General features: G+C 72.2%; 14 protein-coding genes. 10 read left to right on the top strand and 4 right to left on the bottom strand.

All coding sequences use genetic code 11. The features are described from left to right. Positions 1-615 precede the first annotated feature (615 nt). From AB0G14_RS27725 to AB0G14_RS27715, 3 genes are all read right to left on the bottom strand, one after another. The gene (locus tag AB0G14_RS27725) at positions 616-876 is read right to left on the bottom strand and encodes a hypothetical protein (RefSeq protein WP_357702294.1); all 261 of its coding nucleotides are present in this window, start codon (positions 874-876) and stop codon (positions 616-618) included. Between the two features lie 205 nt (positions 877-1,081). Next, positions 1,082-1,645 carry an alpha-ketoglutarate-dependent dioxygenase AlkB gene (locus tag AB0G14_RS27720; protein ID WP_357702292.1) on the bottom strand — a complete coding sequence of 188 codons (564 nt, stop codon included), beginning with the start codon at positions 1,643-1,645 and terminating at the stop codon, positions 1,082-1,084. A 146-nt stretch (positions 1,646-1,791) separates the two neighbouring features. Continuing rightward, positions 1,792-2,259 (bottom strand): hypothetical protein, encoded by a 468-nt coding sequence (locus AB0G14_RS27715; RefSeq protein ID WP_357702290.1) that lies wholly within the window; start codon positions 2,257-2,259, stop codon positions 1,792-1,794. A 278-nt stretch (positions 2,260-2,537) separates the two neighbouring features. Between AB0G14_RS27715 and AB0G14_RS27710 the strand changes: the two genes are divergently transcribed. The 10 genes from AB0G14_RS27710 to AB0G14_RS27665 all read left to right on the top strand — a co-directional run bounded on the left by AB0G14_RS27710 (position 2,538) and on the right by AB0G14_RS27665 (position 11,527). Next, a complete protein-coding gene (locus AB0G14_RS27710) occupies positions 2,538-2,876 on the top strand; it encodes a hypothetical protein (protein WP_357702288.1) in 339 nt (112 codons plus the stop codon). Between the two features lie 44 nt (positions 2,877-2,920). Continuing rightward, a complete protein-coding gene (locus tag AB0G14_RS27705; RefSeq protein WP_350712322.1) occupies positions 2,921-3,097 on the top strand; it encodes a hypothetical protein in 177 nt (58 codons plus the stop codon). Positions 3,098-3,181: 84 nt separating this feature from the next. Then, positions 3,182-4,240: a tryptophan--tRNA ligase gene (trpS, locus tag AB0G14_RS27700; protein ID WP_357702286.1), complete on the top strand. Its 1,059-nt coding sequence runs from the start codon at positions 3,182-3,184 to the stop codon at positions 4,238-4,240. 115 nt (positions 4,241-4,355) lie between these two features. Then, a complete protein-coding gene (locus tag AB0G14_RS27695) occupies positions 4,356-4,829 on the top strand; it encodes a DUF6098 family protein (protein WP_357702284.1) in 474 nt (157 codons plus the stop codon). Between the two features lie 108 nt (positions 4,830-4,937). Continuing rightward, complete coding sequence (locus tag AB0G14_RS27690; RefSeq protein WP_357702282.1) at positions 4,938-8,033, top strand: VCBS repeat-containing protein; 3,096 nt, start codon at positions 4,938-4,940, stop codon at positions 8,031-8,033. A gap of 157 nt (positions 8,034-8,190) precedes the next feature. Beyond that, positions 8,191-8,703, top strand: coding sequence for a SigE family RNA polymerase sigma factor (locus AB0G14_RS27685; RefSeq protein ID WP_357702280.1), 513 nt, complete (start codon positions 8,191-8,193; stop codon positions 8,701-8,703). After that, positions 8,700-9,884 carry a hypothetical protein gene (locus tag AB0G14_RS27680; RefSeq protein ID WP_357702276.1) on the top strand — a complete coding sequence of 395 codons (1,185 nt, stop codon included), beginning with the start codon at positions 8,700-8,702 and terminating at the stop codon, positions 9,882-9,884. The genes AB0G14_RS27685 and AB0G14_RS27680 overlap by 4 nt, the downstream gene beginning before the upstream one ends. Positions 9,885-9,965: 81 nt before the next feature. Next, complete coding sequence (locus tag AB0G14_RS27675; RefSeq protein ID WP_357702274.1) at positions 9,966-10,493, top strand: DUF6244 family protein; 528 nt, start codon at positions 9,966-9,968, stop codon at positions 10,491-10,493. A 152-nt stretch (positions 10,494-10,645) separates the two neighbouring features. Next, the gene (locus AB0G14_RS27670) at positions 10,646-11,068 is read left to right on the top strand and encodes a hypothetical protein (RefSeq protein ID WP_357702296.1); all 423 of its coding nucleotides are present in this window, start codon (positions 10,646-10,648) and stop codon (positions 11,066-11,068) included. Between the two features lie 12 nt (positions 11,069-11,080). Then, positions 11,081-11,527 carry a SitI3 family protein gene (locus AB0G14_RS27665; RefSeq protein ID WP_357702272.1) on the top strand — a complete coding sequence of 149 codons (447 nt, stop codon included), beginning with the start codon at positions 11,081-11,083 and terminating at the stop codon, positions 11,525-11,527. 159 nt (positions 11,528-11,686) lie between these two features. On the opposite strand, the gene AB0G14_RS27660 is transcribed toward AB0G14_RS27665, so the two are convergent. After that, on the bottom strand, positions 11,687-13,453 hold the full coding sequence (locus tag AB0G14_RS27660) for a 2-isopropylmalate synthase (protein WP_357702270.1): 1,767 nt from the start codon (positions 13,451-13,453) through the stop codon (positions 11,687-11,689). Between the last annotated feature and the right edge of the window lie 33 nt (positions 13,454-13,486).

Below are 13,486 nucleotides of genomic sequence, written 5' to 3'. Positions count from 1 at the left end.
ACCGCCCGGAAACCCCACACCGTGGAGCCCCCGACCCGGGGCATTTCGTTCACCGCACCCGCCGCTCTCGCGCCGGGCACTTTTACTACGTTACCTCGCCGTCTCCGCCGTGTCAAACCGTTTGTCCCGGTCTGTCGTGCTTCGTGCGGGTTGGCGCCGACGAACGTGCGCAGCGGCGAACCGCTACACCTGATCATCGGATTTCGGCAGACCGGCCGCTCTGCGGTTTCCCGCGAGCTCGCCCGGTTTCCTGCCGGCGTCAAACCTTACCCGGTCGGCTCCGCTCCACCAAATCCGCCTCGCGGCAGATCCGGCGGGCCCCGCCCGGCCCGTGCCGTCCGGGAGCTGACCCCCGACCGACCCGGCACCAGTGTGGTGTGGAACTCCAGGTCTTTCGCCCTGTTCGCCCCGTTCCGCGCTGGCAGAGAGAAAGTTACGCGTCTGCGGGTTTGAACGTCAAATCCGGGGGTGGCGTCCCCCGTCACACCATTCCCGCCCGGCTATCCAGCCTGGTCAGCGGCGGTGCGGCACGCTCGGCGACTCTTCCGGGAGGTCCTGCCGCGCACACAGCCCCCGAGCGCCCCGGATTTTCCGCGGGGTCGGGCGACGGTTCCGTCAGCGCGTCGACCGGTCGGTACGCCGCCCGGCCAGCCAGGCGCGGACGCCGAGCACGCCGACGGTGGTGCCGATGGCCAGGGACGCCGCGATCAGCAGGGCGTGGATCCAGAGGAAGCCCGTGGCGGGGAACTCGCCGACCGTGCCGGTGGACCAGGACCGCGGGTCCTTCCAGATGGCGACCGCGAACCTCGGCCAGATCACCCAGGTCCAGATCCCGACCCCGGTGAGGAAGAGCGCCCAGCCACGCGACAGCACCATGACTGCCGAGTATGCCAGCGCCGAGCGGGCTGGCCGGTGCGGCGGCGGGCCGGCCGAGGCCCAGGTCACGGCCCGTCGCGGCGGCCGGTTCCGCCGGGCGTCACACTGGGCGCCCGCGGTCCGGCTGCCGACGCTGACGGCCCGGACGTGGTGCCGTTCCTGGCCCGGGGCCGGGAGGCTCCGCGGAATCCGGGGGCGCGGCCGGTCACCTGCCGCCGAGTTGCCGGAAGGTGATCGAGTGGCGGAGGGCCGGCACCGGCGGGATGCTGTGCTGCCAGCTCGCCCGTGCCGCGCCGGCGAGCACGTACGCCGACCGCGGCGCCAGCTCCACCTCGTACACCCTGCGGTCGTCGCCGGTGCCCCGCTGGAAGCGCAACAGACAGGCGGCGCCCAGCGAGAGCCCGACCACGGTCGGCCCGAAAGCGGGGGCGTCGCGGTGCCAGCCGATGACCGAGCCCGGCGGGTACCGGGTGACCAGGGCCTGCGCGAGCGAGGTCGCCGGGACGCCGGCGAGCGCTGCGCACCGCGCCCGGGCCCCGTGCAGCTCCACCGGCAACGCCTCGGCCTCGGTGAGCTGGAACGAGCCGTAGTCGTAGTCGAAGCCGAAGTGGCGGACGGTCCGCCGGGCGATCTGCCCGTGCATGCGGATCTCCCGGAAGTCGAACGCGGCGAGCGCGGTGAGCAGTGACCGCTCCTCGTCGGGGTCGACCAGGTCCGGCTGGTACGTCAGACCCGCCGGTCGCTCGTGGACGCCACGCATCCGTCCCATCAGCCCGACGGTAACGGCAGAGCGAGGCCGGCGCGGGCGCATCCGGCGCACCCGTTCCGCCATTTCCACAATTGCGGAACCGGGCACCGAACGGGTGGTCGCGGAAACGGGAGGCCCACCTCGGGCCGGGGGCCTCCCCAGCTCCGTCAGAAGCAGGTGCCGATTCCGCCGATCGCGGGGTTCGCCCGGTCGTGGTAGTGGATCGTGCCGGTCGGGTCGGCCATGAAGCCGCCCCAGATGATGCAGCCACCCCTGACGTACGCCCTGGTCGGGCCGGCCGCCCACAGCCTGTTGCCGTCGTCGACCTGGGTGGGCAGGTACTGCGCGGCGAGGTAGACCTGGGTACGGGTCAGCGAGCCGGCGTACGCGGACTTGACGGTGACCGTGCAGCCGTACCCGACGACGGGGTTGTACATCAGGTAGACGGTGCCGAGCCGCAGGCCGGTCTGCGCGTGGTGGATCGGGTCCGTGTCCTGGACGGTGTAGCCGAGCCCGCAGAGCGCCTGCGGCGTCACCGGGTTGACGACGGCGGCCTGTGCGGTGGCGCCGGCCCCGGTGACGAGCCCGACCGCGACGGCGAGCACGAGCCCGATCCGACGAATGGTGCGGTACATCTGCGTCCCCCTCTTCTTCCTGCTACGAATGCGGGACCAGAATGGTCGGCGGCGGTCACGGAACGAATGTGGCGGGTGAACACTCCGCATTGCGCCTCGATGTGCGGTCGCACAATTCCGGCCGATGCCACCTGGGAAGAGGCAACGCCACTCATCGGCGGTCGACGACTATGACGAATTTCGCACGAGACATTTCTGTGAACCGAAAATTGCCGAATTGTTTCCCGGTCGCGCGGGTTGGGCAATGATTCCCCGACCGCGAACGACCGTCATCGGAGGTGGCCCGTGCAGCCGTCGACGTTCAACCCCTGGGCCTGGCGCGACCCGGCCGCCCTCGCCGGCGGGTACGCCGGGGCGAGCCCCGACGCCGCGCCGCCGGACGGGCCGGAGGGCGCCGGCGACGGACCCGACGCCCCGGGCCGTGGATCTTCGGCCGCAAGGTGCTGCTGCCGGTCGGCACGGTGACGCGGGTCGACCACCTGGACCGCACCGTGCACGTGGACCGCACCCGGGAGCAGGTCAAGGAGTCCCCGGCCTTCGACCCGGACGCCTACCAGGAAACCGACTACCGGGACCGGGTCGGCGACTACTACCGGAAGACCTACCGGCGGCGCTGACCCGGGGCCGGTCACGCGCGGCGTGACCGGTTACGGTAGGAGACATGGTCCGGCCGATCAGCTACGCGCCGGGGGTCGTCGACCCGGTCGACGGCCTCCCGCTCGGCGTCGTGACCACCTTCCCCACCAGCTCCGGCGACGGCCGCGAGCAGATGATCGACCTCCTTCGTGCCGGCGGACTGCGGTTCCGCGACGGCGGGCGATGGCGGTCGGCTCACTGAGCCGACCCCGACCGATCCCGGGACCCTCCCGGTCGGCGCGCGACCGCGCGCACCTCGTCCGTCACGCACGAAAGGCGTACCACCGTGTCTGTTCCACGAATGCTCACCGGGGACCGCCCCACCGGGCGGCTGCACCTCGGCCACTACGTCGGCAGCATCGCCAACCGGGTGCGGCTGCACCAGCGCTACGAGAGCTTCTTCATCATCGCCGACCTGCACATGCTCACCACGCGCAACACCCGCGAGGGCATCGATCGGGTCGCGGTGAACGCCCGGGAGATGGTCACCGACGTGCTGGCCGCCGGCGTCGACCCGGCGCAGGCGACCTTCTACCTCCAGTCGGCCATCCCCGAGGTCGGCGACCTGAACACCCTCTTCCAGAACCTGGTCACGGTGCCCCGGCTGGAGCGGGTGCCGTCGCTGAAGGACATGGCCCGCGACTCCGGCAAGGAGGAGATGCCGTACGGCCTGCTCGGCTACCCGGTCCTCCAGGCCGCCGACATCCTCTGCGTGAAGGGGCAGGTCGTCCCGGTGGGCAAGGACAACGCGGCGCACGTCGAGGTGACGCGGGAGATCGCCCGGCGCTTCAACCACCTCTACGGAGAGGTGTTCCCCGTGCCGGAGATGATCGCGTCCGAGACGCCGACCCTGGTCGGCACGGACGGCCGGGCGAAGATGAGCAAGAGCCTGGGCAACGCCATCTCGCTCTCCGACGACGCGGCGACCGTCCGCCGCACGGTGATGGGGATGTACACCGACCCGAACCGGGTCCGCGCCGACGTGCCCGGCACCGTCGAGGGGAACCCGGTCTTCGCGTACCACGACATCTTCAACCCCGACCGTGGGCAGGTCGACGACCTCAAGGAGCGGTACCGGGCCGGGCGGGTCGGCGACGTGGAGGTCAAGGAGAAGCTGGCCGTCGCGCTCAACCGGTTCCTGGACCCGATCCGCGAGCGCCGGGCGCGGTTCGAGGCCGACCCCGGGTTGGTCGACGAGCTGATCGTAGAGGGCACCGAACGGACCCGGCACGAGGTGCGGCAGACGGTCGTCGAGGCTCGCCGGGCGATGGGACTGACGAGCGCGTACACCCAGGTGCGGCGGCGGGCCGAGCGGCGCCGCAAGGCCCGGGCCACGCCGGCCTGAGCGGTCGTACGCGCGGCGTCCGGCCGGGACCGCCCGGTTCCGGGCCGGCTGCCGCATCGCCGAACTGCCGTGCATGGCCGGCCCCGAGCGGGGCAAGTGAAGCATCATGGGCGGTGTGCGAAACGAGGTGGTGATGCCGGTCGTCGACGGGCTCGACCAGCTCGTCGACCTGCTTCGGCGGGCGGACCCCGACGATGAGTTGTACGTCCGGTGGTCCCTGGGCCCCGGCGCGGATCTGGCCGGGGAGCGTGGGTCGGGGCAGTCCAGCAAGGACGCGCTGACCGGCATCGACCTGCCCGGCCTCTCCGCGAACCCGCTCGCGGTCGAGTCGTGGTGGGGCGACCGGCCGGTGCGCCTGTGGGTGGCCCGGCGGCTCTACGACTACCGCCACCTGCGCCGGCTGCGCGGCCCCGGCGTACGCCCGTGGGTGCTGGTCGGTGAGCAGTGCGGCCGGGGGCCGGACAACGAGCCGCTGGTGCACTGTCACCGGCCCGTCGCCTGGGTGTCGGAGCGGGCGCTGCGGGAGGCGGACCGGGCGGTCGAGGCGCAGGCGTCACCGGAGTGGGGGCCGCTGCACCGGGCGGACTGAGCTGCCCGCCCGGCGGCGCGAGGATCAGCCGTTCGGCGGCACGTCCACGAGCTGCCCGGCCGGTAGGCTGCGCGCATCTGTGCGCAGCCCCACCCAGGAGGAACTTCTTTGGGCCGCAGTCTCCCGGCAGGCGCCCTGGCGACCATCCTCGCCCTCGGCCTGCTGACCGCGCCGGCCACGCCGGCCGCCGCCGACACCGGCACCGCTCCCCGCGAGATCGCCGTCATCCCACCCGCGGACGCGACGGTTCCCGCCTACGAGGCCGTGTTCTTCGCCGGCCGCACCGGCTTCCTGCACCGGCACAACAACTCTCTCGACTACCTGTGGACGCGCTACGACACGGGCGCGACGGTCGTGGTCGAGGACCTGGCCGGCGTCCTGCCGTCGGCGCTGAAGTCGGCGGGTGGCGACAGCGTCTTCACCACCGCCCAGGTGCCCGCGAGGCCGGCGCCGGGCAAGGTCAGCGTGCTCGACCTCGCCGACCAGAGCTGGCAGCAGTGGGAGATCCCCACCGACCACATCCTCTGGGGCGTCTACGGGCAGCGGATGCTGCTGCGCAAGCCACCGCTCACCGGTGTGGAGCTGGAGCTGCGCGCCCCCGCCGCCGACGGCACCTGGACGACGACGCCGGTGACCGGCATCCCGGCCGACGCCAAGCCCAGCGGGCTGCCGCCGACCGGGGACGAGACCTCGGTGGTGGTCGGCTACCTGGCCGACGGTGGGCAGCGGATGGGGCTGCTCGACCTCGCCACCGCGACCGTGAAGCGGATCCCCAACGGCGTCCCCTCGACCTTCTGGCGCCTCTCGGGCGACACCGTGGGCTGGATGTCGAGCAGCGGCCAGTACCACCTCTACTCCCGCGCCGGCCTGACCAGCGGCACCGACACCTCGGCCCGGCTGGTGACCGTCCCACAGGACAGCCTCCTCCGGACCGTCGTCGTGGACGGCGGGCTGGTGATCAGCCGAAGCCAGAACAACGACACCGGTGAGTACTTCCCGGCGACCTACGTGCCGGTGCAGACCACCGCGCCCCGCCCCACGCTGCTGCCGAAGATCTCCTGGGATCTCCGGGCGCTCGTCCAGGGACCGGACGGCACGGCCCTGGTCGTGGGCGGCTCGGGCCCCTCGGACTGGGCGGTGCGGCGGATCACCGGGCGGCCCGGTGAGGTGCCGACCGTCACGCCGGTACTCCCCGTGCGCGACCCGGTGGGGAACGCCGGCGTCAGCTACCGGCGCGGCCTGGTCCGGCACGTGCAGTCCCAGGTGTCGCCGAAGACGGGCGCGACCGAGTACGTCGTCGCCAACCACCCGGTCTTCCCCGATCCCCGGTACACGTCCGGGGAGCGACCCATCCTGCGTTTGACCCCGGCGCCGTGCGCGACGGGCGTGACGTGCGTACGCCTCGTCGACGGGGCCGACCCCGGCGCCGCGTACCTGGTGTCCGGCACGACGGACACCGCCTACACGGTGGATGCCACGATCAGCCACAACCCGACGCCGCTGCCCACCAGCAACGGACGGATCGTTGACGCCTCAGGCTCGTATCTCCTGGTCAGCGACGGCGCGTCGAACAACCAACACGTCGTCGACGTCAGCCGGGACCAGGTGCTCCGGACCGAGCCGAAGACCGGGGCGGCGCTGTGGTTCAACACGTTGTGGACCGCGACGGCCACCGCCGGCCAGCTCACGGCGATCGACCTGGTGTCCGGAAAGAGCACGCGCACCGTCTCCACCGGTGCGAACTGCGTACCGACGGAGGTGCAGACCAGCGCCCGGTGGATCTACTGGGCCTGCGGTGCCACCGGTGCCGCTGGCGTCCACGACCTGCTGGACAACAAAAACCTGACCGTGCCGTCCGGGCCGGCGCTGCTCGGGGACGGCTTCCTCGTCCGGCACGAGACCGGCGCGCTGCGGATGACCGCCTTTCACGACGGCACCCTGCATGCCCCGGTGAAGCTCGCCGACCTGCCCGCCGGCACCCCCGTCGACGGCCGGGACACGACCTGGGCGGTCGACCGGCACGGCTCCGGTGTCGCGTACGCCGACGCCGACCGGGCGGTGCACGTGGTCGACTCGGGGGTGCCGGGCACCGCGCCCCAGTTCGGCAGCGTGTTGTCGCCGAGCTCGACGAACCCGCGTACCGCCACCTACCCCTGGCTGGCGGTCGTCGGGCTGAGTCGTCCGCTCTGGAGCTGGCAACTGGAAATCTCGCGAAAGTGGACGGGCGAGGTGATCCACCGCTCCGGCGGCAACACGGCCCGGACGTTCGTCTACCCACAGTGGGACGGCCGGCTGGCGTCGGGGCAGCCGGCGCTCAACGGGGCGTACACGTGGACCGTGACCGGCACGCCCACCGAATCCGCCGCGCCCGTCACTGTCGGTTCGGGCCAGCTCCTCGTCGGCTGCGGGACCTTCCCCTTCCGCGGCTACCACTGCTACGGCGGGCCGGGGCTGCTCGGTGTGAAGTCCACCGGCGACGGCCACTGGTACGGCACGAGCAACACCGCGCCCGCGCCCGGCCAACTCTTCAGCAACGGGTACAGCGAGAACTGGTGTCTCAGCTGCTCGGGGGCCGAGCGGACCTCGGCACTGGTGCCGTTCGGCGACTACAACGGCGACGTGTATCCGGACCTGCTCGTCCGGGACGGCAACGGCGGCATGAAGGCCTACCTGGGCAACGGCCACTGGGGCTTCGGTGGCGCGAACACCGTGAGCCTGGGCGGCGGCTGGATGATGTACAAGTCGATCCTGGCCCCCGGCGACGTCAACAGCGACGGCCACGACGACATCCTCGGCATCGACACCGACGGCAAGCTGTGGCTGTACACCACCACCGGCACGGGCGGGATCAACCCCCGCGTCCAGGTCGGCTCCGGCTGGGGCATCTACCCGCGCGTGATCGGCGCCGGCGACCTCAACGGCGACGGACACGGCGACCTGCTCGGCATCGACGCCAACGGCGTGATGTACCACTACCTCAGCAACGGCAACAAGGGCTGGAGCGCGCGCGTCAAGGTCTACGCCGGCTGGAACATCTACAACAGCGTCGTGGCCATCGGCGACCTGGACGAGGACGGCCGCAACGACCTTGTCGCCCGCGACGCGGGCGGCCTCCTCTGGCGTTACTCCGGGCTCGGCAACGGCTCCTTCGCCGCCCGGGTCCAGGCCGGCAGCGGCTGGAACATGTTCAAGATCATTATCTGAGCGTGCCCCACCACGGACCGCCCCCGGACGCCCACGGCGACCGGGGGCGGCCCCGTCTCCGGGCGGAACCAGGTGCAACCCACCGGTCCGCTCGCGCGTGTGCCTGTGACGGCTGACGCCAGCCGCAGCCACGGGGGATGAGAGGCGACGTGATGCCATGCCGGTCAAGCCGATGGTCGTGACGCCAAAAGACGCCCGTGCCACCGACTTCGACGAGTTCTACCGGGCCAGGTTCCAGTCGCTCACCCTCCAGCTGTACGCGTACGCCGGGGACCTCGCCGAGGCGCAGGATCTCGTGCAGGAAGCCTTCTGCCGGGCGTACGTCCGCTGGCAGAAGATCCGGGACTACGACGACCCGGCCCAGTGGGTGCGCCAGGTGGCGTGGAACCTGGCCACGAGCCGCTTCCGGCGCCGCCGGACGGCGGCCAACTTCCTCCGCCGGCAGCGCCTGGCGGTCGTCGACGGCCCCGACCCCGACCGGGTCGCCCTGGTCAAGGCCCTCTCCACGCTGCCGCCCAAGCACCGTCGAGCCGTCGTGCTGCACCACATGGCCCAGCTCTCCGTCGCCGAGATCGCGGCCCAGGAGGGCGTCGCCGAGGGAACCGTCAAGTCCTGGCTGAGCCGCGGGCGTGCCGCGCTGGCCGGCCAACTCAGAGGAGACGTGTCATGAGCGAGCACGACGACGTCCAGTTGATCGACGACGCCTTCGACCAGTTGACCGCCGACCTCGGACCCACGGTCCGTCCCCCCGGCGGCGTACGCGAGACGGTCGCCCGACGGCGCAGGACGCGGGTCACGACGGCGACCGTCGCCGCCGGTCTGGTGGCCGTGCTGCCGGTGGCGGCGTTCATGGGCACAGGCCGCGGCCAGCCCGGCCCGGACCCGGCCACGGTCGGGGCCAGCACTGACACCACCGGCATGCCGAGCGCCCCGAGCGCGAGCGCCACGCCGTCACCGAGCGCGTCGCCGTCGAGGCCGGTCCCGGCACGCGGCGGTGGCCCCGTCACGCTGGCGGAGCTGACCGCCGCACCCGTCGCCGTACCCGGCTGGCCCTGGACCGGTCCGTCCGGCGCGACCTGCGCCGACGGCCTCGTCCGGCTGGCGTCGTCGGCCAAGGTCAGCGGCGCCAGGGTGGGCGTCGTGGAACTGCGCCAGGCCGACCTCGACGGGGACGCCGAGCTGGAGACCGCCGCCCTGCTGCGGTGCGGGCACGGCGCGGAGCAGGTGGTGGCGTTCGACCGGGACGCCGCCGGCCGCGTCGCCACCCTCGGCCAGGTCGTCGCGACCACCGCCGAGATGCCGGCCATCGTCGACATCGGGCCCCGCCCGCGCGGCGGCCTCACGGCCACCGTCGCCGACTCCCGCGCCGCCGTCGACCAGCAGCGCCAGGAGCGGCAGTACGCCTGGAACGGCGACGGTTACGGGCAGGTGGGCGGCGACACCAGCTTCCCGGTGAAACAGCGCCCGGTCGACCTGGGCCTGACCGTGGCCACGCCCGTCGCCGGGCCTGTCTCGGAGCCGTGCGAGGGAGCGACGCGCCACGTCTCCGTGACGTTCACCGTCACGAACCACAGCAGGCAGGTCTCCGACCGGTTCCACCTGGAGTGGCGGGGCGGCGCGTTCCTGCCGAACGGCTCGTACGACGGCCCCTACTGGCTGGACACCCCCGGCCATCCCGCGCAGGACGGTGGGCACCGGGGACTCAAGCCGGGCGAGAGCGTCGACCTGACCTTCGAGTTCGACATCGACGCCTGCGTGACCGACTGGGGCTTCACCACGGACATCCGCACCGACCGGCCGGATCCCGACACGGGCAACAACCATGTGCTGTGGTGGCTGCGGACCGGGTGACCGGTCTGGTGGCGACGGACGGTTGTCGTTAGGTTGCAGCTTCGAGCATCCTTACTGCCTTCGATCGGGGAAGTCGGCGCCGTGTCGCACATCGAAAAGATCACCGGGGAGCTTCGTGCCTTGACGGCCGGCGTCGACAGGGCCCAGGGGCTGGCGGCCACCGCCGACAAGCAGGCCCAGGAGGTGGCCCTGCGGGCCGCCGGCGCCGGCTTCGCCGCCGTGGCGGCGGGCCTGGCCCGCGTGCGGGACGCCATCGCGGGAATCCGGGGTGGCCTGGGCGGCCTCGCCACCACGCTCGGCGAGGCCGCGAAGGCGACCGCGGCCGTCCCGCAGGAGGCCACGCCGGACGAGACGACCGCCGGGCTGACCCCCGTGGGCACCGCGATCGACGGCATGCGCGGCGCGGCCGCCGCCACCATCGCCCAGGTCGGCGAGGCGCAACGACTCGTCACCACCGTCCTGCAGGGCGGGCAGCCGGGGCCGCTGGTGCAGGCGCTGGAGAACGTCAAGCAGGTGCTGGTGCTGACGGTGCAGCGCACCGGCACCGCCCGGCAGTTCGTCGACACGGCGATCGCCGAGGCGCGGCAACTGGGGTCGTCGGGAAACTGACCGGGGCCGGCGGTGCCACGCCGACCGGCCCCACCCCCGCGGATCACGCCTCCACCGTCCCCGCCGCAGGCGGCGACGCCTCCAGCCTCGTGCCGTGGACCAGGCAACCCACCGGGGTTCCCGGCGGCGCACCGACCGGACCACGCACCCGCATCCCGCCCAAGGAGAGGCCAACCGAGCGACGATCGCTGGAACTGGAGAACGACTGTGCCGAAACCCTCGCCGACAGGGGCTACCGGGTCCACCAGAACCCGACGACGCAGGAGATCGCGCAGGCTCGGCTCGACACCGGTGACGCCGGGAAGGACGAAGGGGCACCGGACTATCTCATCGAGGGCCACGTCTTCGACTGCTACTCTCCCACGCCCTTCGTGTCGCCGCGATCCGTCTGGAGCTCGGTGGCGAAGAAGATCGACCGGGAGCAGACCCAACGCGTGGTGCTCAACCTCCACGACTGGCAGGGTGATCTCGCCGCACTGCAGAAGCAGTTCGACGACTGGCCGATGCCCGCGTTGAAGGAGTTGGCGGCGGTCACACCTGGCGGTGCGATCATTCAGATCGTCCGGCGGCACTGAGAAGGGGCATCAATGGCGATCGAGTACCGGTTGACGCTCGCGGGTGACGTCCCGCTGGAGCGGGTGGCGGAGCTGGCCGCTCCCGGAGCGACCGAGACGTCGACGCTCTCCGGCAACCGAATGCTGAGCGCGAACCTGAACGAGGAGTGCGGATACGTCGTCACCATCGTCGCCGGCAGCCACGGCTACTACGAGGCGGAGGACGACGGCGGGTTGTGGATGTGGGAGCCGGAGACCTACGTCGACGTCGACTTCCGCATGCGCAAGGACACCCTGACCGAGCAGGGAAGGCCCCACATGCTGCGGACCGTGGGCCGGATCCTGGCCGACCGGTCCGAGGACGCGGCGCTGGTCCTCAACGACAACTGGTTGATGCTGACCCGCGTCGACGGCACGATCCGCCGGCACAACGAGGCCGACTGGTACGACGAGGCGTACGACAGCTTCCTGCCCCGCTGACCCGGTCGCCGCGACCGGCGCTGCGCCGCGGCCGGGGACGGGCGCCGGCGTCCCACCATCCGATCGTGGCGAACTTCGATACCTCGGCAGTGGTCAAGACGGCGCCCACCTCGGCTGGAACTTCCGGCTGGCCGTCGGCCGAGGCCCGGCGGCGTGGACTCACCCCTGCGACGGCTGCGCCGAGGGCAGGACGGCGGACGGGCGCCAGCCGGCCCGGTGCAGCGCCACGCAGAGACCGCGCAGTGAGGCGGACGTCGGGTCCGGGTCGAAGCCGCACCCCCAGACCGCCCGACCGTCCACCCGGCACCGCACGTACGCCAGCGTGCCGCGCTCCTCGTCGAGGGTGAACGGCTGCTCGGCGTGGTCGAGGACGACCGGTGCGGGGCCGGACTGGGCGAGGGCCCGCGCGATGCTCGGCAGCAACCCGTGGCCGGCGTCGCCGCCGACGACGAGCGGCCCGCCGCACACGGCGAGTTCCACCTTGACCGCGCCCGGTCCCGGCGCGCCCGCCGACAGCTCGCACGACACGAGCTGCACGTCGAGGGCGGCCGGCAGGAACTCGGCGCGGAAGACCGACCAGAGTTCCTCGGCGGTCACCTCTCTGCCCTCGTCGTCGGACACCGCCTGGCTCAGCCCGGACACCTCGATCTGGAGGCTGCGCGGCAGGTTCAGCCCGTGGCAGGACCGCAGCAGGTATTCCACGCCGCCCTTGCCGGACTGGCTGTTCAGCCTGATGATCGCCTCGTACGAGCGCCCGATGTCCTTGGGATCGATGGGCAGGTACGGCACGTCCCACCGGTGTTGCGACAACGCCACGCCCCGGTCTGCCGCGTCCTCGGACAACGCCCGCAGGCCCTTGCTGATGGCATCCTGGTGGGACCCGGAGAACGAGGTGTGGACGAGGTCGCCGGCGTACGGGTAGCGCTCCGGCACCCGCATCCCCGTGCACTGCTCGACCTCGTGCCGGACGGCGTCGATGTCGGACAGGTCGATCTGCGGGTCGACGCCCTGGCTCATCAGGTTGAGGCCCAGCACGACCAGGCAGACGTTGCCGGTGCGCTCGCCGTTGCCGAACAGGCAGCCCTCGATCCGCTGGCCGCCGGCCAGCAGGCCCAGCTCGGCGGCGGCGACCCCGGTCCCGCGGTCGTTGTGTGGGTGCAGCGACAGGCAGACGTGCTCCCGCCGGGGCAGGTTGCGGCTCATCCATTCGACCTGGTCGGCGAAGACGTGCGGCCCCGCGCACTCGACGGTCGCCGGCAGGTTGATGATGATCTCCCGGTCGTCCGCCGGGTCCCAGACGTCCGTGACCTGCGCGCAGACGTCGAGCGCGAAGTCCAGCTCGGTCTGCGAGAAGGATTCGGGAGAATACTCGAACCCGATCCGGCCGGGGTGCGCGTCGGCGAGTTCCCGGCACAGGCGTGCGTGGTCGACCGCCAGGCGCAGCACGCCCCCGCGGTCCGCCCGGAAGACGACCCGACGCTGCGTCGGCGACGTCGAGTTGTACAGGTGCACGATGGCCTGCGGCGCGCCGGCGAGCGCGTCGAACGTACGCCGGATCAGCTCCTCGCGCGCCGGCACGATCGCCTGGATGAGGACGTCGTCCGGGATCTCGCCGTTCTCGATGATCCTGCGGGTGAACTCGAACTCGGTCCGGCTGGCGGCCGGGAACCCGATCTCGATCTCCTTGTAGCCCATGGCGACGAGGAGCCGGAACAGCCGGGCCTTGCGGTCGACGTCCATCGGGTGCGGCAGCGCCTGGTTGCCGTCCCGCAGGTCGGTCGACAACCAGCGCGGCGCCGTGGTGATCCGCTTCGCCGGCCAGGACCGGTCGGCCAGATCCACGGCGGGCGCGGGCGCGTACCGCCGGTACGGCAGCCGGCTCGCCCGCTGCCTCACCTGTCCTACCGGAAAAGTCGCCTTTGCCATGGAGCCTCCCCCGTCCTAGCGAAAAGGTCTTCG

It is taken from the genome of Micromonospora sp. NPDC023814, from assembly GCF_040639595.1.
Taxonomy (GTDB): domain Bacteria; phylum Actinomycetota; class Actinomycetes; order Mycobacteriales; family Micromonosporaceae; genus Micromonospora.
This window is presented reverse-complemented; position numbering and strand designations above follow the sequence as displayed.